Below are 22,390 nucleotides of genomic sequence, written 5' to 3'. Positions count from 1 at the left end.
ATCGAATTATTTAGTTTACGAACCAAATCAAGAGGTGATTCTCCAATGGATAACTCACTAAGCTATGCAGACATCCTCAAAAAAACCCTGCAAGAAGCAACTCGCGCCCAACCCCGTTTACAGGCGATCCAGCTTTACCCCGTCTGTGATGTCGATTCTGGTCACTTTCTGGTTCTGGCTACAGGCTGGGATAAACAGCGCTGGATTGACACGATTCTGTTTCATGCTCGTTTAGTCGATAATCAAGTTGTAATTGAAGATGATAACTTCGAGGAAGGTCTAAGCCAAGCGCTGATTGCAGCGGGTATAAAAGCAGAGCATATCGTGACTAGCCCCTTCCCTGACAACAGCGATAGACAGAAAACGTATCAGACAGTATAAGGAAGAAGGAAGAGAGGGAAACTGGGAGATGGGAAAAGGGGGAGGATTTTTTCCCAATTAGCAATTAGTCATTAGCTATGGCCTAGGCTTACCGACAAAGAAAGCTAAGGGAGAATTATCACCACAAGATAACCGAACTTTAGAACCAATGGGAAAAACATTTCCTGTGGTTGTGAGTGCATATAACTTTTCGCCAGAAGGAGTTTTTAAACAATAACGATTTTCTCGGCCTAAAAATTGGCGATCGCAAATCACAACAGCCGAATCTTCATCTAAGAATAAACTTAAATCTTCCTGCCGGATCATCAATTCTCCTTCAGTAGAAGCATCACAAGGAACTTTTACAAATGAATCTCCTTTAACAGCAAAACAGCCTACTTCGGTTTCCCAAAAATCCTGCTTTAGCGATGCAGAAAGAAAATTAGCTTGCGTCACAAACTCAGCCACAAATCGAGATGCTGGTTCTCGGTAAACTTCCTCTGGAGTGCCAAACTGTTCTAATTGGCCTTGACGCATCACCGCTACCCAATCTGAAATCGAAAGTGCTTCTTCGCGATCGTGGGTGACAAATACACCAGAAGTTCCCGTTGCTTTGAGAATCTCGCGGACTTCCTGACGCAATCTTAACCGTACTTGTACATCTAAATTACTCAAGGGTTCATCTAGTAAAATAATCGCAGGTCTAGGCGCTAAAGCACGGGCCAGCGCCACTCGCTGTTGCTGACCCCCGGATAATTCATGGGGATAACGATTTTCCAATCCTTCTAATCCCACCAGCGCTAATGCTTCGGTGACACCTTTCTGAATATTATGCTTTGACTCTTTTCCTTGATGCGTTAAGCCAAAAGCTACATTTTTCGCGACTGTCAAATGGGGGAATAGTGCATAGTCTTGAAACACCATACCAATGTCTCGCTGTTCCGGCGGGACTGACATATTAACACTGGCTACAGTTTTTCCGGCTAGAGCGATCGTCCCTGCTTGTAGCTGTTCAAAACCAGCAATTAACCGCAGCAACGTTGTTTTCCCACAACCCGATGGCCCCAACAACCCCAGGATATCTCCCTGATGTAAAGTCAGGGTAACAGATGCCACCGCAGGTGATGCTGCTTGGGAATACTGTTTTGTTACACCATCCAAATGCAGAATTATCGGTCGAGCCATTATTGCTATAAATAATCAACAACTTACTATTCTACAATAAACCAGTTTAGTGATATAAATTGTCATAAAGACTTGACAAATGTTTACACATACTGATAAAGTAGCAAGCTAGACAATTTACTAGCGATGAAAAATTCCAAACAATCACTACAACAAACAGGAATCAGGACAATCCAATGGCTATCGACCTTACGCGGTCTATCGGCTAGTGGGTGGACACTTGCTGTTATCGCTTTAGCATTGCCGATCGCCCTACCAGTGATCAGTGTCTTATCCAGTATCTTTTTTGAAGCTAAAGATACATGGCAACATTTAACCGATACAGTTTTAACCCGTTATATCGTCAACTCTTTATTGTTAATGATCGGCGTAGGCTTTGGTGTTGTCGTGATTGGCGTAGGATGTGCATGGCTAGTAACAATGTGTCGCTTTCGGGCCAGTCGCATATTTGAATGGGCATTACTGTTACCCTTAGCTGCCCCAGCTTATGTCCTAGCTTATACTTATACAGACTTTTTAGATTTTTCCGGCCCAGTTCAAAGTGCTTTGCGTTATATTTTTGGCTGGAGTTATGGAGACTATTGGTTTCCTAACGTGCGATCGCTCCCAGGAGCAATCTTAATGCTAATCTTAGTTTTATATCCCTATGTCTACCTATTAACAAGAGTTGCATTTTTGGAGCAATCCACTTGTACCCTAGAAGCTAGTAGAATACTTGGCTGTAGTCCTTGGCGGAGTTTTATTACCGTTGCCTTACCAATGGCAAGACCCGCAATTGTAGCAGGTTTAGCACTTGCTTTGATGGAAACTCTCAACGATTATGGCACGGTGCAGTATTTTGGAGTTGATACATTCACCACAGGTATTTATCGGACTTGGTTTGGCATGGGAGAACGAATTGCAGCCAATCAATTAGCTGCCCTGCTATTATTATTTGTTCTGGGTTTAATTTTATTAGAACGCTGGTCGCGCAGTCGGACTAAATATTATCAAGCTAGCAGTCGCTATCGCCAACTGCAAACTTATCAGCTTAAAGGAATCCGGGATGTTTTAGCGATAATTGCTTGTTTTCTGCCACTATTTTTTGGTTTTTTATTGCCAGCAAGTCTTTTAGTCAAGTTGACATTAGCGAATTGGCAACTAACCTTAGATGAACGTTTTTGGATGTTTGCCCGTCATAGTTTAATTTTAGCCACCCTGACAGCAATTTTAGCCGTAGTTATTGCCTTGATTATGGCTTATGGTTTACGGTTATATCCTAATTTAGGAGTGCAGTTTGGAACGAGAGTTGCGGCAATGGGCTATGCTGTACCGGGTTCTGTGATTGCAGTGGGGATTATGGTTCCCATTGGTCAAATTGACAATCTATTTGATAGTTGGATGCGCCAGAAATTCGGGATTTCTACAGGCTTGTTGTTAAGCGGTACGATCGCAGCTTTGGTATTTGCCTATATAGTGCGCTTCCTAGCTGTTTCTTTAAATGCGGTGGAGTCAAGTTTGAGCAAAATCAAGCCTAATTTAGATGATGCGGCGAGAAGTTTGGGTTATAGTCCGATGCAAACTTTAGCTACAGTTCATACACCAATGATGACCGGAGGTTTACTAACGGCCATGATGTTAGTATTCGTTGATGTAATGAAAGAGTTACCTGCTACTATAATTATTAGACCTTTTAACTTTGATACTTTGGCGGTGCGAACTTATCAACTTGCCTCAGATGAGCGATTGGCTGAAGCTTCTGGCCCAGCATTGGCAATTGTTTTAGTGGGGATGTTACCTGTTATTTTATTAAGTTGGAAAATTGCGCGATCGCGCAAGTCTTCAACACTATAACCGCCAAATCTCTTCCCTGCTTGCAGAGGTGATTGATTCTTTTAAAGCTATAGTCCGGCAGGGGTTGAAACCACTGTCTCATAGCGAAAGTCGTCTGAAGACGACTATACAGCTAGGATTTCAGTCGGTTGAAACCGACTTTAGCTATTAGACAGGGAATAAATTCCCTGGCGGATTTCAGGAGAATGTATCAACCCTTCTTCCTTCTTCCTTTTTCCTTCATAAATCAAGATGATTAATAGAAATTCAGCAATGTTTACCCGCACGACTGGCACAATCTCTTTCTTACTACTTACTATTTTTGTCACGTTTGGATGCCAAAAAGAGGCAGGAACCCCCCTCGACACATTGCAAAAAACTAAGCAATGTCCAGCCTGCGATCTAACTGGCGCTAAGTTAAGCGACCTGGATTTAACAAGCGCTAATCTCAATGGTGCTAACTTGGAAGGTGCTGTGCTAGAAAAGGTCAAACTTAATGAAGCCTTACTCGATAGCGTCAATCTCAAAGGTGCAAATTTAAAAGGTGCTTCTCTGGAAAAAGCAGGTTTATCTGCCGCTGATCTCACAAAGGCTGATTTGAGTAATGCAAATCTCAAGGGGGCTTTTTTGCGAGGGGCAAAACTGAATAATGCCAATCTTAGTAATGCCGATTTAAGTGAAACTGACTTAAATAGTGCTGATTTGACAGGGGCGAACCTGACAGGGGCAAACCTGAAAGGCGCTATAATGCCGGATGGTAAAATTAAAAATTAAACCGGGTTCGATTCGGCGGTTTCAACCGCCGAATCACAAAGACTAGCTTCTTGTTCAAAAAGCTTCTATTTCCATCCGGCGCGATCGGCAATCTTTAAAGCTTCGGGGTTATTTTTCCCAAACACATCAGGGTTGAGAGGGTCAGATTTGAATGTACCAAAACTGGCAACTGCAGGATCGATCGCCACATTTGAAATCACAGGGTATTCGTAATTACCCCTAGAAAAAATTTGTTGCGCTTCCGGAGTGACTAGGTGTTCTAAGAATTTGATCGCGGCTGCTTTGTTACGGGAGGTTTTGACTACACCAGCACCACTAATATTGACGTGGGTACCGCGATCGCGCTGGTTCGGGAAAAATACACCTACTTTCGCCGCGAGTGCCTGATCTGCTGGATCTTTCGATTTCATTAAGCGAGCTACATAATAGGTATTAACAAGGGCAATATCGCCTACCCCATTAGCAACAGCCTTGATTTGGTCCGTATCACCTCCTTCTGGAGGACGGGCAAAATTAGCCACCAATCCTCGCGCCCAAGCTTCTGTTTTTTGAGCTCCATGAGCAGCTAACATAGCCCCAACCAGAGACTGATTATAGATATTAGTGGACGATCGCACTAAAATTTTGCCTTTCCAGCGAGGTTCTGTCAGCGCCTCATAGGTTGACAACTGGGCGGGGTTCACCTTGCTTTTGTTGTAAACAATCACCCGTGCCCGGCGCGATAAACCAAACCAGAAACCTTGAGGATCTCGCAAACTTGCTGGAATTGCCGATGTCAGGACTTTTGAAGAAACAGGTTGCAGGATACCTGCTTGTTTGGCCCGCCACAAACGCCCACCATCAACGGTGAGGAAAACATCAGCGGGGCTATTAGCACCTTCACTTCTGATCCGTTCAATCAGTTGGTCAGCATCCGCTTCAACGAGGTTAACCTTAATCCCAGTTTTTTTGGTGAAGCTTTGGTACAACTCATTATCAGTGTCGTAGTGACGTGCTGAATAAAGGTTGAGGGTGCCCGTTTGGGCTACTACTGGGGCTGTTTTACTTAATTCCCCCACTGCCACGACAGCCATTGCGGTACCGCTGGCAAGAAAAATACGCCGAGAAATGCTCATGGTTCTATAATGATAGATTTTTTCATCTGGTATTTGACACGATGGTGCATCTACAGCCATCTATAGTCATTGCTTTACTATATTAATGCAAGTAATTCTTATTTGATGATCAAAAGCGTAACTATTTTAGGGCTGACGCACTGGTGCTGAGAAATCCGGTCTCGACTTCGCTGAATCGGCAGTTTTTTTTACGAAAAAACTTTGTCGTAGCCCGCAGATTAGGTAAAAAATTGGCGTTGCACAATTTGAAGATGATTATTGTAGGGTGTCCCGCCTGCTCTGAAAATACACGCCTTCGGGCTCCTGGGCCCATCCCACACAAAAATCAAAATCATGCCGCTATTATGCAACGTCAAAAAATTTGCTTATGAAGGTTTTGATGCGTTCAGGAGCGTATTTATGACACAGATTGTTGCTGATTAGGTATCACAACACTTGTTTGCAATAGACATCTCCAAAAACTCCCCAGCCATATCCCCCATAGGTTGTTTACTGTCTGCCCTCAAAGGGCAGACAGTAAACAACCTCGCACTCCCAAAAAAAAAGCAAGAGCCATCTCCCAAGCGATTCGCGTTACCGCCATGTATCAACTGTCCGACTTCGCAACCAGGATCAACAGCCACCAACAAGCGGGCTAGCAGTGCGAACCCTTAATAAGGTACACACTGGACACCCTACGGATTATTTGTGTCGAATTAGCTCGTAAATTTCCACATAGTCTTTAGCTGGATATTTCCACGAATTGTCACAATTCATGCCTTGAAGCATGAGTTCTTCAAATTCATCATGATAGTCATACCACAATCCGATCGCCCGATCGAGCGCCGACTCTAAAGCGCCGTAGTCGCTTTGGTAAAACACGTAACCGTTGCGTTCTTCCGGGAGGTGGCGGGTGTCGTAATCTCGATCGAACACAGTATTCACCAAACCGCCAACTCCCCGCACCACAGGAACAGTACCGTACCTCAACCCGATCATCTGAGTCAGCCCGCAGGGTTCGTAATTGCTGGGAACCACAATCATATCCCCCCCGGCGTAAATTAAGTGCGACAGTTCCTCATTAAAACCTAGTTCTAAATGGCAGTCGGGATTGTCATTTAAAAACTGTTTCTCGTGCTGGAAATGCGTATTAATTCCCGCTTCGGTGGCGGAACCCAAAAGCACAAATTGCGCTCCCTTACTCAGAGAGTAATAAATTGCGTGGTGGACGAGATGAACGCCTTTTTGGTCGTCCAAACGACCGATAAACGTAATAATAGGCTTGTCAGCATCGCGCAGGAACAGCCGATCGCGCAAAGCTTTTTTAGTTTTGGCTTTTCCTGCCAAATCCTCCTGAGTGTAGTGGTGCGGAATATAGCCATCGGTCTCGGGATTCCACACATCGTAATCAATGCCGTTGAGCACCCCGCGAAACTTCTCTTGATACAAATGCAAAGTGTGGCCCAAACCGTAGCCAAACTCGCCGAGGTGAGCTTCCCAAGCGTGGTGCGGCGAAACCGTGGTGACAAAGTTCGAGTAAACAATGCCGCCTTTCATAAAGTTGATAGCAAAAGGGTTAAAGTTATCTCGCAGGCGATCGTACTCAAAATAATAATCCTCTCGATTCAAACCCGTTGCTTGCAAAATATCGCTACCTCCCATGCCTTGATGTTTGAAATTGTGAATGGTATAGCAGACTCGCTGATTTTCCATCCAATTGTATTTGTAAATTTCAAACAGCATGACTGGAACCAAACCAGTTTGCCAATCGTGACAGTGAATCACATCGGGACGCTTGTTGCTTCTGAGCAAAAATTCCAAAGCGGCTTTGCTGAAAAAAGCAAACCGCATATTGTCGTCATTGCAGCCGTAATAACAGCCGCGATTAAAAAAGTTATCTTGAGAGCGAGGTTCGATGAAAAAACACAACTGCCCGTGCACCCAGCCACACAAGACATCACAGAGGATTTCGCCGCCGTACCAGGGCACAGCCAGATCCCGGTAGGCCTCGTGAAGTCCCCAAATGTGGTCGTACCTCATGCAGTCGTACTTGGGTAGAATAACCTCGACGCAGTGGCCGGAATTCTCTAACTCCCGACTCAAACCGTAAACTACGTCGCCCAAACCTCCTGCTTTGATGACGGGGGCGCACTCCGAGGCAATTTGTACTATGTACATTTTTTTCTCGCTCCTGATGAATCAAAAAAATATTTTCTTAACTTGACAAAGTATATGAGTTCTCGGCAAATAAGCAAGTCAGCCATTAGGAATACAGGGAAATACGCGCAGCTAGCGGATGTTGGGGCAGATTCGGGCAATGGGTGATATCGTTTCCGCTCACATCTGAATTATTTAAACCGCAGAGGAGGCAGAGGACGCATCCGTGAGTTCAATCTAAAATCGATTTAGTACCCCATTTGCTGGCATTTGTCAACTAAATATTTTTAAAATTTTTGCCGAATTTGCGCGAAATTTTCTCGCACGATGCTGATAACTGATTGGCACAGAGCACCTGTTCGGCTGCCAAACATCAACAGAACTTACGCATTCAAGGGCGGTGTTACAAGGGTTTGAGATTCTTCGTTTCACTTGCCAATGACACAATTACCTTGAAATGCGTCCATAACTAATCAAATCAGGGATTCTATCTTGGAATTTAAACCAGCAAAGGCCGTGTCCAGCATTCATCCAGAGACTCTTAAGGAGGCCCTCGCCGATGCCCGACACCAACGATAAGGAAAACAATTTAAACCAACAACTCCAACAGCTAGTTGCTGAAGCTTGTTCGCATCCGCCCAAAAGCTTGATGCGGCGGGAAAAACTCAGCGAGATAGTGAGGCTGATTGTAAAATCCGGCAAACTTTGGCAAGAAGACACGCCTCATTACAATGATGCTTTACAGCAAACTTGGGTGTATTTTTGTCGCAATGTTTGCGAAGCCAACACCGCAAACAAACCTTACGATCGCAATCTGGGCAGCGTCATTACTTGGCTGGACAAATATCTCAAGATGCGACTGAAAGACTTTACTCTCGAACAAACGCAGGAAAAAGTTAGACGTGATTTACCGTTGATTTCAGAAGACTCAGCAGAAATTAACCTGATCAATAATATCGAAAACCCGCCGACTTATTCTGACAGTCCCCTAGCCATCCTAGAAGAGACAAAAAAATGGGTGCGGGCAGATCCGGAGGGGGAATTGAGAAGCGTTCACATCAAAGAACGCCCCGATGTCACTTGCCAAACCTTAATTCTGAGGCGTCTTCCCCCGGAGACTCCCTGGAAAAACATTGCTCTTGAATTTAACTTGCCGCCGTCAACCGCCCCCAATTTTTATAAAAGAGAATGTCTGCCCCGCTTGCGAAATTTTGCCAAAAATCAAGGATATCTGGAATAAAGGCAGGACAACTCCTGTCCTAAAAAACATCTGTCAAAAAGGAAAACCGTGATGAATAACAGCACCGAAAATATCAGAGAAAAATCTATTCCCCTGCCCATTACCGCCGCAGCCCTGCGGCTGGCACAGAAGTTTTCAAATCTTGACGGAGTGACATCCCCGGAAAAAAAAGAGCAAGTTTATTTCAACACTTTAGCTGTATGTGCAGTGAAAGATTACATGGAAATGATGGACATTCCCACAGACTTGAATGCCAGCGACAGTTGGAACGCGGCCATGCGCCTTTACACCGATGCAGCCGACTTGAAATTAACTCAACTCGGTCATTTGGAATGCCGACCTCTGAAGTCTGGCAAGTTTTGTTACATTCCGCTGGAAATACCGGACGATCGCATTGGTTTAGTAGCAGTTGAGATCGATATAAAGCGACAAGAAGCTACTTTGCTGGGATTTATGAAAACTGCAAGCGCTGGCGATTTAGCTATTGATAAATTGCAAAGTTTTGACAAATTTCTCCAACATTTGGATTGTCTGGAACGCAGCCGAAAAACTGTACAACTGCGTCAGTGGGTGCACAATATTTTTGAGGCGGGTTGGCAGTCTGTAGAAGATATTTTAGCGCCAAAAGAACCTCATTTAGCTTTTCGTTACAGCAGCGCAGTCGTGCGGGGCAAGATAATCCATCTGACACCAGATATCTCGGAAAAAGCATCAGCAACCCTCGACTATTTTCAGGGAAAACCTAATTTCTGGAGGGGTGTAATAAAACCAGCCCCAGCGGTAGCTTTGCTGGTGGCGATCGAACCAAAAACCGATACTGAAACTAATATTAAAGTACAGGTGCATCCCGCCGGCGGGGCAGACAGCTTGCCGCTCAATCTGACTCTGAAAGTCATCGACGGCGAGGGAAAAACTGTCATGGAAGCTTGCGCCGGCAGCGGTAACGGCTACATGACTCTAGAATTTGCCGCCGATCGCGGAGAATGTTTCAGCGTTGTGGTAAAACTGAAAGAACTCTGTATTGCAGAGAATTTTGCCGCCTAAAGCGGCTCGCTTGCCATAAGTTGTTCAGCATGGAAATTGAACTTGGGCGGGCAGGATGCCCAGCCCACAATAATTTCATCGCGCTGTGACTGTAAAATTTAGATGCGCCTGGGCTTATCAGTTGTTAGCAATGCCGAAATTAGTTGTTTTGAAGCTAGATGATAACTTGCTAAAAGGGGTGCGAGTTTCTCTGGAAATCGGCGCGGAAGGAGATCGGCCCGCAGTGGAAATCCAAGCCTTCCTGCCTCCGAAACCAGAAATAGCGGAACACTACGATCGCTGGCAGTCAACCTACCGCAGTTTGGGAGATTTCCGCATTAAGCCGATCGAAATTAGCATTATGGGCTCTCGTGCAGAACAGTTGTCCAAATGCCACTTGTTGCGGGAACAGTTAAGCCAGCAAATCAATAGCTGGCTCAACTCCGAACCGTTTCGCAAACTCAAAGAAACATTGCTCGAACAATTAATGCCGTCGGACACGATTCGATTTTTAATCAAAACTGACGACATGGATTTGCGGCGGCTGCCTTGGTACTGTTGGGATATTTTTGAGCGCTACCCGAAAGCCGAAATAGCTTTGAGCCCCGCCACTTATAAAAAACCGACTATCACCAACAGAAATCCCGCTAAAGGCTGCGTAAAAATATTAGCAATTTTGGGAAACAGTCAAAAAATTGATATTGAGCAAGATCGAATTCTACTTGCAGGATTGCCCTCCGCAGAAGTTACTTTTTTAGTAGAACCAAGTCGCTGCCAAATCGGCGATCAGCTTTGGGAAAAAAGCTGGGATATCTTATTTTTTGCCGGACACAGTTCCACCCGCAGCGACGGTCGCTCGGGTAAATTTTATATCAATCAAACCGAGAGTTTAACAGTAGAAGAACTGACACACGGTTTCAAGCTAGCGGTTAGCAGCGGCTTGCAGTTAGCTATTTTGAATTCCTGCGATGGATTGGGAATAGGGCGACAGCTTGAAGATTTGGGCATCCCGCAAACGATCGTAATGCGGGAACCGGTGTGCGATCGAGCTGCCCAAGCTTTTTTAAAGTATTTTCTCCAAGCTTTTTGCAGGGGGGAATCTTTGTATGTGGCAGTGCGCCTCGCGAGGCAAAGATTGGCAGAATTAGACTCAGAAATTCCCGGCGCGGATTGGCTGCCGATTATTTGTCAAAATCCGGCTTCCAAGCCGCCAACTTGGCAAGAGTTGCTGCACAAAGCCGAGCCGGAAACTGTCAGCAATCCGCCATCTTTATCTCGGCTGCGCCGCTTTCAGATCGGGCTGTTGGCGATCGCAACTGCTGCTGTTTCTGTCATGGGAGCGCGATCGCTGGGCTTGCTCCAGATATTGGAATTGCACGCTTTTGACCAACTGATGCGGCTGCGTCCTGCTGAAAGCTCAGACTCGCGTTTGCTGGTGGTGGAAGCCACGGAAATGGATATCAACAAATACGGCTTTCCACTGCCGGATGCGACGATCGCAAAAGCAGTGGGAAAATTGGCACAGGATGGGGCGCAAACGATCGCCCTGGATATCTTCCGCGATCGCCCTTTACAACCCGGTTATGCAGCATTAGCCGCTCGCTTTCAGGGCGATCGAAATTTAATTGGTTTGTGCAGCGTCAAAGAAATCGGCAAACCCAACAAATACGGCATCAAACCGCCGCCCGCACTGCCAAAAGAGCGCCTCGGGTTCAGCGATGTGGTGACAGATGCCGACGGCATTCTCCGCCGCCACTTGCTGTTTATGCAGCCACACAGCAGCGATCCTTGTACTACAGAACACTCTTTGAGCGCGAGGGCTGCCCTCCATTACCTAGCAGCAAAAGGCATCCAACCGGAATCTCTTCCCAGAGATAAGATCAGGCTGGGTAATGCAGTTTTTGCACCGATTCACGGCCGTACAGGCGCTTATCAAAACTTGGACGATCGCGGTTTTCAAATAATACTCAATTACCGACAACCCAAAAATTTTGTTCGCCGAGTCATGCTGACCGAACTGTTAGAAGAAAAAGTCAATGCCAATTTGATAAAAGACCGAATTATCTTTATTGGCGTGACTGCCCCGATTTCCAATCCAGATTATTTTTTGACGCCCTACAGTGCGGGAGAATCACCTTCTGAGAAAATGCCGGGGGTATTAATTCAAGCGCAAATGTCGAGTCAAATTATCAGCGCTGTTTTGGATCGGCGCCCGCTGCTGCAAATTGCTCCTGAATGGGCCCAAATGCTGTGGATTGTGGGTTGGGCAGCAGTTGGTAGCGCGATCGCGATTGTCAGCCGACGCAGGCTGCACGTGGTGTCGGGAGCGATCGCATCTGCGGGGATTTCGTGCGGGATTTGCTGGTTTTTGCTAATCGGGGGCTGGTGGCTGCCTTTGGTACCCTCAGCTTTGGCAATGGTAGCAGCGGGTTTAATTGCGATCGTTTTTACTTTTCGGCCGAAATGACAATATCAATTGGCAATCGTTAGAGGACATCGCCAACAAATAATCTCCAGCCGTTCGAGAGATGTAGAGGTGGAGCATTTGGGCGACAATTCATGTTTCCCACCTTTGATTTTATGCCCAAATGCTTCACGCTCCCCAGACTATTCACTTAGAAACTAGCTTGTTATTGCGATCGCTCGGAGCGAAAGTGTAACCGTATCCGTGAGTAGTTTGAATAAAATTCGGAACAGCCGAATCCACTTTAGCCATTTTCCTGCGAATCAGACGGATATACACGTCAACCACTTGCTCGTCTCGTGGGTCATTGCATTTCCATCCCCAAACTTTTTCGGTTAGCTGTTGGCGGCTCCAGGCTTTACCTGGATAAGTTGCCAAAAAATACAAGAGTTGAAATTCTAAGGCGGTCAGAGCTAAAGTTTTCTCTTTCAATCTCACCTCCCTACTCATTAAATTGATCCCTAGTTCACCGAAGACAAGATTGCGCGGAGTGACGGTGTTCATCTCCCTCAACAAGATTTCTATTCTAACTGCCAAGTCCTCAAAACTGAACGGTTTGCCGATAAAATCATCAACACCTGCTTTGATAATTTTAATTCGAGCTTCTTCGCCTGTAACGCTGCTGAAAATCACGAGTAAAAAAACATTCTTCCGTTTCTGCATTTCTTCGCAAAGTTTAACGCCGATATTATCGGGCAAATTCCCATCCCCGATTACGAGGACTGGGTTGAATTCCTCAAAGATTTCTAAAGCTGTTTTTCCGTCGGCAGCAGATTGTACTTGATATGTCTGATTCAGATAGCCGTCGATGAAATTACGGACGGGAGCCTCACTCTCTACAACCAGAATTTTGGAATTTTGCTCGGTAGATATCGTCATAATTTTTGACTCTCTTGTTAATGGTTCAAACTTTAGAAAATCGAGGCAGTATGCTGTCTTTTGATTAGCCCCTCGATATCCTATAGGGCGTGTTTTTTTTCCCCGTAGATGCGCCCTTAGCTTGCCCCCTACTCAACCCCTACTCCCTTTAAAAAGACGAGTATGGGGTGGGACAATAGCGAATTAACTGGTTCGCGCGCTCTATCTAGGAACCAGTCGGAATTATGATGATTGTTCAATTACCAACTACCCTGTCCCTGCGAGCGCTCGCAGCGAAAGTGTAACCGTATCCCCGAACAGTTTGAATAAAATTCGGAACAGCGGCATCAACTTTAGCCATTTTCCTGCGAATTTGGCCGATATGCACGTCCACCACTCGCTCTTCTGCTCCATAATTGGATTTCCACCCCCAAACTTTTTCGATTAGCTGTTGGCGGCTGCAAGCTTTACCCGAATGAGTTGCCAAAAAACACAATATTTCAAATTCTAAGGCTGTCAGGGTTAGAAGTTGCTCCTTCAATCTCACCTCCCTACTCAGTAAATCGATCGCTAATTGGCCGAAGACAAGGTTGGGCGGATTGACGGATCTCGCCCGCCTCAACAAGACTTCTACTCTAACTGCCAATTCTTCAAGACAGAAGGGTTTGCACATAAAATCATCGGCACCTGCTTTCATGATTTTAATGCGATCTTCTTGGGCGGTGCGGCTGCTGAGAATCGCGACTAAAACATTAGTGCGCTTCTGCATTTCTTGGCAAAGTTGATAGCCAGTAGTATCGGGCAAATTCCAATCCAAAATGACAAGAACTGGGTTAAATTCTTCAAAAATTTCGAGAGCAGTTTTGCCGTCTGCGGCAAATTGTACTTGATATGTTTGATTCAGAAAGCGGTAGATGAGACTGCGGATAGAGTCGTCGTCTTCTACAACCAGAATTTTGGCTTTTTGATCGGCAGATATTGTCATAATCTTTGAGTTTATTGTTATATCAATTCCGGTTGTACCGGAATGATTGTTGACTGTTGACTGTTGACTGTTGACTGTTGACTCGGGAGCGAAAAACGGAATGGTTGAGTGTTAACTGTTGACTCGATTTTATTATTCCGATGCAACCGGAAACGATATTAATGGTGCAAAGTTAGGAAAGCGAGCAAGTGTATGAAAACAGTCTTTATTGTTTAGTCCGCTAGGAGTGGACTAAAGTTTGTGCAGTAGGGGCAGTCCCCCCGTAGTTGCCCCGATTTCGATCGCAAGCGTGACTTTTTTGAAGAAATTAAATCGACACATGACTTATCGCTCCTGGCGCGATCGAGTTTCTGTGGAGCTTTCAGCCAAAAGACTAATTTTTTCGCAGTTTTGGCAATTGTTTACAAAATTTAATCAATTATGTTTCGCCGATCAGTGTGAAAGCCGCCCAATCTCTGGGATTTGGATGCTGCTGCATTGTCTCCAGCATGGCGTTTCGCAGGGCTTGAGCTTTGTTGCCTGTTCGATCGAGATTTTGATAAAATTTCACCATCAAATCGGCTGTAGGAGCATCCGGCACCGCCCACAAAGACACAATCACACTAGGCGTACCAGCCGAAATTAAAGCGCGAGACAAACCGATAACGCCGTCGCCGGTAATCCGCCCCATGCCGGTATTGCACGCGCTCAAAACTACCAAATCCGCGTTGAGGTGCAGGTTCAAAATTTCCTCAGCAGTCAGCAAACCGCTATCGGCGCGATCGGGTGCAAGGGCGATCGCACTGCCGAGCCCGCGAATGTTATCGAGCAATCCGTGGGTGGCAAAATGGACAATGTGGGCGTTTGGCAACCGCTGAAGTACAGCAGCTTTGGTAGCCGAATTGCCCGTCAGGGCTTGAGTTTGGAACAATTGGGCGATCGCGTTAGCTTCGGTTTCTGAATGCGGCAAAGCAGATAACTGCTGCGGGGGTTTTCCCGGTACTAGAGCAACTTCGGGCATAGTCGGATTTCCTACTACTAGAATGTCCCCAGCCCAATCAGAAATCTCTTGTCGTTTTTGGCTGGTTAATTCCAGAATTTGAATCGAAGGAGCAGTCAGAATAGTATGTTTTTCAATTAAGAATTTTCCCGCAGCATCTTGCAAGGCCGGAAAGGGAACGAAAAACAGTTCGCCTTGAGGAATAAAGATAATCCTGGCTTGTGGATCTGTCGGCAACAAATCAGCAATCGGTTCGATTAACAGTTGATGGAGTTTTTGCAAGCGCGGGTGATTGGTGCGACTCGATTGCACTTTTGCTGTTACATCAATCCTAGGTCTGGGAATAGTCAAGCCTGCAGGCCAAGAGGATTGCCAGAGCGAGAGAATGCTGTGTGTTTCGTCAACAGATATGACTTGCCAAGGTTCCCAATTAGGGGCATCGTCGTGGAGTTTAACTAAATCGCCTGGGTCAATTTTTAGAGTGGGATTGAAGTCGCGATTCCTGATGCCGATCGCCTCGCGAGAGTCGGGAACCAAGTCTTTGAGCGGAGTATGTTGATAGTTGAGGTCAACTTGGCGAAATGCAATTTCGCCCGTCGGCTGAATTACCCAAATAAAAAGTTCTTCTAAAAAAGAAATAGAATATTCGACACAAGTTGCCTTTTGTGCTTTAGCAATTTGTTTAATTTGCTCGATCGTAGGTGTCTTAATATTGGGTATCGCATCAGAATTAGCAGATAACCGAGCAGTCAGTAACTCCACAAAAGCCCGCGCCCGCCCCCGCTCGGAAATTTCCAGCGCCTGTTCTGTTTTTGACTGGGCGAGCAGGGCTTTTTCCAGGTGGCGGTAAGTTGCTGCTTGGGTTTCAAAAATAGATACTTTAAAGTTATCGTTTTTGCCCAATCTTCCTCGAAGCGATTCCCAAATTTGAATCGCATTGCGGAGGACTGTTTCAGCTTCTGTAAACTGTCCAGAGTCAAAGAAAGCTAGTCCTAAATTGTTGAGAATTGCCCCTTCTGACGCCCTTTCGCCGATCGATCGCGCGATCGTTAAACTCTGCTGGCTGTATGCGATCGCCCGTTGGCACTGCCCCAAACAGCGGTAAGCATTGCCAAGATTTCGCCAGGAAGTCGCTTGCCCAGAGCGATCGCCCATTTCCTGCTGAATATCTAAGGACTGTTTGTAGAATTCGATCGCCCGCAAGTAATTCCCCAAATTACTGTAAGCATTGCCCAGAGTCACCAAGGAATTCGCTTCCCCATAGCGGTTGTCGATTTTCTGGGCAAGATTCAAAGACTCTTGAGAGTATTCGATCGCCCGTTGATACTGCCCCAGGGAAACGTATGTACGGCCCAAAGCGTTCAAGGAGTTCACTTCTCTATGCTTAGAGTTGATTTTTCGCGCCATATCTAGGGACTGCTGCTGGCACTCAATTGCTTGCAAGTATTCCCCCAGGGAATAATATGCACTCCCCAAATCGCGCCAAGAACTAGCTTCTCCGTGACGGTTGTTGGTTTCTCGCTCAATATTTAGCGACTGTTGGTAACAGTCAATTGCTTGCAAGTATTCCCCCAGGGCATCGTAAATATTTCCCAAAGCGTTTAGGGAAGCAGCTTCTCCACTGCGGTTGCCGATGTCTCGCTGAATATTTAGCGACTGCTGGTAACAGTGAATTGCTTGCGAGTATTCCCCCAGCAAACTGTAAATTTCGCCTAGATTGTTCAGAGAGTTCGCTTCTCCGTAGCGGTTACCACTGTTTTTATGAATATTTAGCGACTGCTGATAGTATTCGATCGCCTGCGAGTATCTTTCCAGGGAAGTATTAGCACTGTCCCAGGAGGAATCTTTCTCGCGGGGCTGTCTTGCTGCTCTTTTCATAATTCGATCGGGAACAACAATTTTATTATTAATAGGAGACTGAATTGCTCGATATATCGACTGCACCTCGGCTGCCAACAGCACCCTTTTGTATAGCCGAATATCTGCAATATTGCCCCGAAAAATACCGCCAAAATCGTCCGATCGCCTGCCAAGAGTTAGGAGCCTATTATTGCTGAGAGAACCTTGTTGGTCTATTGGTCTGAACCGCCAACCTACTTCCTTGCCATCGACATACCAGCGCCCGCCATTCATGCGATCGCGATCGACTGTTACTGCAACATGATGCCATCGCTCGTCGCTAACAACAGGGAAAGTATCAATTTTTTCATGATAGTCGCCACCACAGTTTAGCCAATTTTTTGCATCCGCTATTTGCAGGTTAATTTTGCCTTGATAAATAAACAAAGACCAGCCTTGCCTGGGGCCGGAATTTTCAACTCGCTTCTCGATAATTTTAGCAATTCCGGCATCTCCCGTGCGAATCCAGGCACAAATAGAAAAGTCTTCCGTGCCGATATCCAGTAAAGGAGTTACTGGAAAAGTAACGTAACCTCCTGTCAGCAACAAACTTTCCGGCGGCCCGTTTTGTGATGGTTCAACAGCACGGGAAACGCTGTCAATTAGGTTCGCCGGAGGGATCTCGGGACGATCGCTCGCCAAGTTGCCTGCTTCATCAAATGACCAATGGGCGATCGGCTCTGTATTGAAAGTATTGTAGACGCTTAATATCGAGTCTTTCATGGCTTAGTTGACTTCATTTTTGTGGAACAGGCATCTTGCCTGTTCCTGATGGGCGGGCTAAGAAAAGGCCCACAAAAAAACTTACTCTTTGTGGAACAGGCATCTTGCGTGTTACGGTGGTGAAACTATCCCGTGCAAGCGCACAAACGGATGCTGTAATAAAGCCTCCCAGTCAGCATCCAAAGTCGCCAGAGATGATATTTTTTCAAATCCAGATAGCTCTGCTAGCGCTTCATACCGCAAGTCATTTTCAGCATAAATTAGCAGCCTCTCCTCTAAATTAGCTGCCTGTAATTGGCTCAACAGTTTGCCGCGCAGTGCAACTAATTCTGTGAGAGTTTCGTACCACAAACCGTGTTTAGCCAACAGCAAAACGCGCTGCCTCAGCGATGCTGTTTCTAGCTGAACCAAAATTTCTGGTTTCATTGCCACCCGCTCAACCCACCCGTGGCGGGAGATATTTCCGCAGAAAAAGCACCACTGATACTTCTTGCCAGTTTCCAGAGTAGGTGAATTTTGCGGCAAGGAAAAACTCGCAATTCCCGCTGCTTTTTTTAGCTCAAAAACTGTTCGGAAAACTACCTCTTGCTGTTCGTCCCGCAGCACAAACTCAAAGGGAATGTCATCAGGAAATGAAGTCGGCAAGTACAGCCAAAAAGTCGGATGTGCGATCGCTGTCAACCCTATATTTGTAGCGGGAATCAAAGCTAAAAAGTTGTGAGGATCGCGGCTGCCTGCGTCTTTGCGATCGCCCGGAGCTCCGCGCGCGGGCGGCTCGTATGCGAGTACCTGTGGCAGAAAATTCGGTTCCCCCGATGAATCAGCGAGCATCGCTGCCAATCCAGGTTGAACCATTGTTAAAGCAACAAGCACATTAAGCGCCGCCTGCTGTAGGAGCAGTTTTGTTACATTCATAAAATATCCGCCAAGTAGAGGTGTAAAATCTCAGTTCGCTCCAACTGCACCCTGAAAATAATCAGGCCAGATTTTTTATGCTAGCGTCTATAGTTTCGCGTAATTTTTTTAGTATATTTGCCCAATAAAATTCCGCGCTACCGCTCCAGCAAACTCTACCTTAAAAATGAAACAGCTCAACCCAAACCCATAGCATCATTTTCACATACTAATAATTTACCTTTCCCCTGATAATACCAAACATAACCCTCTCCACCCCCTTTGCCAAAATGGCCTAATTTTCGATAATCTTCTTCAATCCCCTTGGTAAATCCTTTAACCAAATCGCAATCAGCTATCAAAGTTTCACCTTGTCTGAGTTCGACAATCTTAGCCGGTGAATTTGTAGCTGCTACAACAGTAGCTTTTTGCTCGCGCAAAGCTGTAACAGCAATTCTCCACCTACCGTCATTAGAAGCAGCCACTTGTCGGAATTTCAGTTTTTTAGCACCGATAACTACATTGTCCGAACAAAACTGAAATATACCGTCATCAAACTCCCACTGCTCCGCATCCGAAAGCTCGATCGGCGTATAATGCAGGAAATGGCCTTTTTGTCTCGGTTCCAGTTTCACCGTACCAGTCCCTTGATATACGGGAGCGTTGTAGTCCATTTCCGTTGTCAAAGATACCCACATATCTTTCAAACGGTTATCCGTTTTATAAACACCGGAAGTCAATTTTCCCATACACCAATGCAGCGCACCTTTTTGAATTATCACTCCCGAATTGTTCAAGTTAATTTCCGCTTGCTGAACGAGGGGAATATTTTTAGTGGGATGGTAAAACTTATTGGTTTCTGGATTGATATTATTTTGGACATACCACAAATCCGTTGGCTCCAAAACCTTGATTTCGTATTTCATAATATACCTCGCCTATTTACGTGAAATGTGTTAAACATTTGACCCGTGATTTGGGGCTGTCCCGATCCCGGACTTATCTTGTGAAATTTATCTTTGGCAGACATCCTCTGCTACTGTTAAAGTATCTAGCTATATTAGCAATAGCAGACAGCGCCCCTCCACAATTGTTGAGAAAAATTTATGCCTGCGATCGCACAATCTCCCAATTTACCGATTTTACAAGAAATCAACTCAGGATTGCCCAATATTTGTGGCTCCGAAGCAGAAATCAGTGCCGCAGCCAATAGCAACGAACCAATCTTTCTACCTACCACAAATCTGCGCCTCGAAAACATTCAAGCCGGATTCGCCTGCGCCCTCCATATGCACCAACCGACAATTCCTGCAGGTGCAAACGGCGAACTGATCAGCAATCTCCAGAATATGTTTGAACATCCCAACCAAGGAGACAACCACAATGCCGGAGTCTTTGCTTGGTGCTATTCTCGCATGGGAGAATTCATTCCCCAACTGATTGCCGAAGGCTGCAACCCGCGAATTATGCTCGACTATTCGGGCAACTTATTGTGGGGATTGCGCCAAATGGGACGCGACGATATCTTTGATAATCTCAAGCGGATTACCTGCGATCCTCAATATCAACCTCACGTAGAATGGCTGGGGACAATGTGGAGTCACGCCGTCATTCCTTCAACTCCCATTCCCGACATCAAACTTCAAATTCAAGCATGGCAACATCATTTTGCGGCAATTTTTGGCTTGGATGCCCTGAAGCGCGTTAAAGGTTTTTCGCCCCCAGAAATGCACTTTCCCAATCACCCAGATACACTTTACGAATACATCAAAGCTTTGAAAGAATGCGGCTACCGCTGGCTGATGGTGCAGGAACATTCTGTAGAAAATCCCGACGGTTCGGGATTGTCGCAAGACCAAAAATATATTCCCAACCGTTTAGTTGCCCGCAATTCTCACGGCGAAACAATCAGTATTACTGCTTTGATTAAAACCCAAGGTTCGGATACGAAATTGGTCGGTCAAATGCAGCCGTATTACGAAGCGAAAGGACGCAATAAACAGCAAATTGGCAATGTCACAATTCCTTCTTTAGTCACTCAGATTGCTGACGGGGAAAATGGCGGCGTGATGATGAATGAATTCCCCAGCGCTTTTGTCAAAGCTTGGCACGAAAACCGCGAACAAGGCGGGGGAAAATCCGGTGTTGTTGGTTTAAACGGCACTGAATATTTGGAGATAATTGAAGCGGCTGGTGTTAATCCTGAAGATTATCCTATTTGTCAAGGGGTTAACCAGCATAAAATCTGGCACCTAGTCGATCCAGATAGTGCAACACCGGAAAAGGTCGAAAGTGCGATCGCCCAACTCAAGCAAACCGACCATAATTTTCACATGGATGGTGCTTCTTGGACTAACGATTTGAGCTGGGTGAAAGGCTACGAAAATGTCTTGGAACCGATGAATCTACTCAGCGCTGCATTTCACAAAAAATACGACCCCCTGGTGCAGCAAGATGCTTCAGTTACAAAGCAGTTTGAATACCAGCAAGCTTTGCTTTACAATTTGTTGCTGCAAACAAGCTGTTTCCGCTATTGGGGACAGGGAACTTGGACTGATTACGCGCGCGAACTTTACAACCGCGGCGCTGCTTTAATGAAGTAGCAGAATTTATTGTAGGGTGCCCGGGAAACAAACTGTTTGAGCCCCCTCAAATATCAGCCCTGACGCACCCTACATCTAGAAAACTTTATTGATAAAGAGAGGACTAAAGTCCTCACTACAAACACAGACTTACCAATTACTGCCTACATTTCCTGCATCAACCGCAAATAATTTTGCCGCATCTGCGTCATATTTTCCATCATTCTATTAGCCATATCTTTCTCTACATCGCTCATTTGTTGCCAAAATAAAGCCGATCGCCTCGCCATAATTGCTTCTTCCCACAACATTTCCAAAAGTTGCGCCGCCATTGGGTTTTCAGCATCGATAATCCCACATAATTGCTCGAAGGCCCGGTTGGCTTCGGTGTGAGTGCTAACATCCTGAACCAGGCTTAGGCATTTTTTGAGTTGTACGATCGGATTTTCAGAAGAGTAAGCCATAATTTCACAAAGATAAGGGCTACAAAATTTATACTGACACCTTTGAGATTACTAGAGTTGTGACACAGCCGTAGAGTTTCCTACATACCAGCGCCAAGGCAAATCCATTCCTTGAGAAATCCCGATCCGCGTAGTTTGCACAAAATTTATTGTACCCTCCTCCACAGCTTGCTGAAAGTTCTCGCTCCGGTGTTCCAACCGCAGCGGTTGGCCTGCACCCAAGGGAAAACCGCTTAAAGTTCGATCGATATCCAGCACCTTACACAGTTTCCCAGGCCCGGCGGCGAGGCGCGATCGCTTCTTCTCGGGAATTCCAGCGAATTGTTGGGGAACCGCATCTAGCTGCAAAGCTCGAACCAGCACAGCACTAGCAACTCCCTCTGCATCCGTCACCACGTTAAAACAGTGATACATCCCGTAGATTAAGTAAACGTAGCTCATACCCGGAGGCCCGAACATCACCTCATTGCGAGGAGTTCGCTGTCGGTAAGCATGACAAGCGGGGTCTCCTGGGCCGTAAGCTTCGGTTTCGACAATCATTCCCCGAATCGTCTCGCCGTCCGGAAACTGCCGCACCAGAGTACAGCCCAGTAAATCTGGCGCTACGCTGGTAGATGGCCGCGCCAGCCAAAAAGATTCTACAATCTGAGTATTTGCACTCACTCAACAACAGCAGGTAAATTATGGACGTTAAGTTAGTTTTAGCAGTCTTGACAGCAATTTTCACCGTTTGCTGTCTGTTCTTCGGTACAAAAAACGGATTCTACGATACTGACAAGTATCACGGTAACGGTTCTGCTCACTAATTTTAGGCGTGCAGTTAGTTCCTTAAAAAACCGCTGCCTGAAAAACAGGCAGCGGTTTTCTTTCGATTTTATAAATATAAACAGTATTTCC

Annotated in this window: 18 protein-coding genes; 8 read left to right on the top strand and 10 right to left on the bottom strand. The window is 45.8% G+C overall.

Annotated elements, in window-relative coordinates:
* The first annotated feature begins 45 nt into the window (after positions 1-45).
* Positions 46-381 carry an element excision factor XisI family protein gene (locus D0A37_RS02760; RefSeq protein ID WP_242720755.1) on the top strand — a complete coding sequence of 112 codons (336 nt, stop codon included), beginning with the start codon at positions 46-48 and terminating at the stop codon, positions 379-381.
* A gap of 75 nt (positions 382-456) precedes the next feature.
* Here D0A37_RS02760 and D0A37_RS02755 read toward each other — a convergent pair whose 3' ends face one another.
* Positions 457-1,545 carry an ABC transporter ATP-binding protein gene (locus D0A37_RS02755; RefSeq protein ID WP_242720752.1) on the bottom strand — a complete coding sequence of 363 codons (1,089 nt, stop codon included), beginning with the start codon at positions 1,543-1,545 and terminating at the stop codon, positions 457-459.
* 126 nt (positions 1,546-1,671) lie between these two features.
* On the opposite strand from D0A37_RS02755, the gene D0A37_RS02750 reads away from it, so the two are divergent.
* Together D0A37_RS02750 and D0A37_RS02745 are read left to right on the top strand one after the other, a co-directional pair.
* Positions 1,672-3,378 carry an ABC transporter permease gene (locus D0A37_RS02750; RefSeq protein ID WP_242720749.1) on the top strand — a complete coding sequence of 569 codons (1,707 nt, stop codon included), beginning with the start codon at positions 1,672-1,674 and terminating at the stop codon, positions 3,376-3,378.
* A 231-nt stretch (positions 3,379-3,609) separates the two neighbouring features.
* A complete protein-coding gene (locus D0A37_RS02745; RefSeq protein WP_242720746.1) occupies positions 3,610-4,131 on the top strand; it encodes a pentapeptide repeat-containing protein in 522 nt (173 codons plus the stop codon).
* Between the two features lie 65 nt (positions 4,132-4,196).
* On the opposite strand, the gene D0A37_RS02740 is transcribed toward D0A37_RS02745, so the two are convergent.
* Both D0A37_RS02740 and glgA read right to left on the bottom strand, forming a co-directional pair.
* Positions 4,197-5,246: a Fe(3+) ABC transporter substrate-binding protein gene (locus D0A37_RS02740; protein WP_242720743.1), complete on the bottom strand. Its 1,050-nt coding sequence runs from the start codon at positions 5,244-5,246 to the stop codon at positions 4,197-4,199.
* Between the two features lie 681 nt (positions 5,247-5,927).
* The gene (gene glgA / locus D0A37_RS02735; protein ID WP_242720740.1) at positions 5,928-7,403 is read right to left on the bottom strand and encodes a glycogen synthase GlgA; all 1,476 of its coding nucleotides are present in this window, start codon (positions 7,401-7,403) and stop codon (positions 5,928-5,930) included.
* Positions 7,404-7,941: 538 nt separating this feature from the next.
* Here glgA and D0A37_RS02730 point away from each other — a divergent pair.
* The 3 genes from D0A37_RS02730 (at position 7,942) to D0A37_RS02720 (ending at position 12,112) form a co-directional block, all read left to right on the top strand.
* Positions 7,942-8,622: a sigma-70 family RNA polymerase sigma factor gene (locus D0A37_RS02730; protein WP_242720738.1), complete on the top strand. Its 681-nt coding sequence runs from the start codon at positions 7,942-7,944 to the stop codon at positions 8,620-8,622.
* Positions 8,623-8,673: 51 nt separating this feature from the next.
* Positions 8,674-9,666, top strand: a complete 993-nt coding sequence (locus D0A37_RS02725; RefSeq protein WP_242720735.1) for a DUF1822 family protein — start codon at positions 8,674-8,676, stop codon at positions 9,664-9,666.
* Between the two features lie 130 nt (positions 9,667-9,796).
* Complete coding sequence (locus D0A37_RS02720) at positions 9,797-12,112, top strand: CHASE2 domain-containing protein (protein WP_242720732.1); 2,316 nt, start codon at positions 9,797-9,799, stop codon at positions 12,110-12,112.
* A 144-nt stretch (positions 12,113-12,256) separates the two neighbouring features.
* On the opposite strand, the gene D0A37_RS02715 is transcribed toward D0A37_RS02720, so the two are convergent.
* From D0A37_RS02715 to D0A37_RS02695, 5 genes are all read right to left on the bottom strand, one after another.
* Positions 12,257-12,988, bottom strand: coding sequence for a response regulator transcription factor (locus D0A37_RS02715; protein WP_242720729.1), 732 nt, complete (start codon positions 12,986-12,988; stop codon positions 12,257-12,259).
* Between the two features lie 235 nt (positions 12,989-13,223).
* Positions 13,224-13,952: a response regulator transcription factor gene (locus D0A37_RS02710; RefSeq protein WP_242720726.1), complete on the bottom strand. Its 729-nt coding sequence runs from the start codon at positions 13,950-13,952 to the stop codon at positions 13,224-13,226.
* Between the two features lie 418 nt (positions 13,953-14,370).
* Positions 14,371-17,553 carry a CHAT domain-containing protein gene (locus D0A37_RS02705; RefSeq protein WP_242720723.1) on the bottom strand — a complete coding sequence of 1,061 codons (3,183 nt, stop codon included), beginning with the start codon at positions 17,551-17,553 and terminating at the stop codon, positions 14,371-14,373.
* A gap of 111 nt (positions 17,554-17,664) precedes the next feature.
* A complete protein-coding gene (locus D0A37_RS02700) occupies positions 17,665-18,468 on the bottom strand; it encodes a DUF928 domain-containing protein (protein WP_242720720.1) in 804 nt (267 codons plus the stop codon).
* A gap of 176 nt (positions 18,469-18,644) precedes the next feature.
* Positions 18,645-19,373 carry an AIM24 family protein gene (locus D0A37_RS02695; protein WP_242720717.1) on the bottom strand — a complete coding sequence of 243 codons (729 nt, stop codon included), beginning with the start codon at positions 19,371-19,373 and terminating at the stop codon, positions 18,645-18,647.
* Positions 19,374-19,553: 180 nt separating this feature from the next.
* Here D0A37_RS02695 and D0A37_RS02690 point away from each other — a divergent pair, with 180 nt between their 5' ends.
* Positions 19,554-21,050: a polysaccharide deacetylase family protein gene (locus D0A37_RS02690; RefSeq protein WP_242720714.1), complete on the top strand. Its 1,497-nt coding sequence runs from the start codon at positions 19,554-19,556 to the stop codon at positions 21,048-21,050.
* A gap of 143 nt (positions 21,051-21,193) precedes the next feature.
* Here the strand turns inward: D0A37_RS02690 and D0A37_RS02685 are convergent, their stop codons facing one another.
* The gene (locus tag D0A37_RS02685) at positions 21,194-21,493 is read right to left on the bottom strand and encodes a hypothetical protein (RefSeq protein ID WP_006633230.1); all 300 of its coding nucleotides are present in this window, start codon (positions 21,491-21,493) and stop codon (positions 21,194-21,196) included.
* A gap of 51 nt (positions 21,494-21,544) precedes the next feature.
* Entirely contained in the window at positions 21,545-22,156 is a 612-nt protein-coding gene (locus D0A37_RS02680) for a DNA-3-methyladenine glycosylase (RefSeq protein ID WP_242720711.1), read from the bottom strand.
* A gap of 20 nt (positions 22,157-22,176) precedes the next feature.
* Between D0A37_RS02680 and D0A37_RS28850 the strand changes: the two genes are divergently transcribed.
* Positions 22,177-22,299: a DUF8629 family protein gene (locus D0A37_RS28850; RefSeq protein WP_278187142.1), complete on the top strand. Its 123-nt coding sequence runs from the start codon at positions 22,177-22,179 to the stop codon at positions 22,297-22,299.
* The last annotated feature ends 91 nt before the right edge of the window (positions 22,300-22,390 follow it).

It is taken from the genome of Microcoleus vaginatus HSN003, assembly GCF_022701255.1.
In the GTDB taxonomy this organism is placed as follows: domain Bacteria; phylum Cyanobacteriota; class Cyanobacteriia; order Cyanobacteriales; family Microcoleaceae; genus Microcoleus; species Microcoleus vaginatus_B.
Note: the sequence above shows the minus strand (reverse complement) of the source record. Positions and strands in the feature narration are given on the sequence as shown.